The 239-nt window shown below is 45.2% G+C and carries 1 protein-coding gene; it reads left to right on the forward strand.

Going from position 1 to position 239, the window contains the following annotated elements; translation table 11 throughout:
- On the forward strand, nt 1-239 hold a 239-nt coding region (locus SB756_RS34765; protein ID WP_410913846.1), incomplete at both ends, for a hypothetical protein.

A 239-nucleotide genomic window follows, 5' to 3' on the forward strand; every position in this document is an offset into this window, starting at 1 on the left:
GAGCTTTGATTTAGACGACACGCTATACAACAACCACCCAATTATAAAAGCAGCCGTTAGCGCCCAACAAAATTACTTAAATGCATTACCACGCTACCAAGAACAAGGCCCTCAATACTGGCAACAATGCCGGCAACTTGCCGCCCTGCAACAGCCAGAGCTAAAAGACAATGTAACGCAGTGGCGCAAGCACACATTGCGTTTAGCACTATCAAAGTTAGGATTTACTGAACAAGAAG

The organism is Pseudomonas sp. SIMBA_068, from assembly GCF_046534705.1.
Lineage (GTDB): Bacteria > Pseudomonadota > Gammaproteobacteria > Pseudomonadales > Pseudomonadaceae > Aquipseudomonas > Aquipseudomonas putida.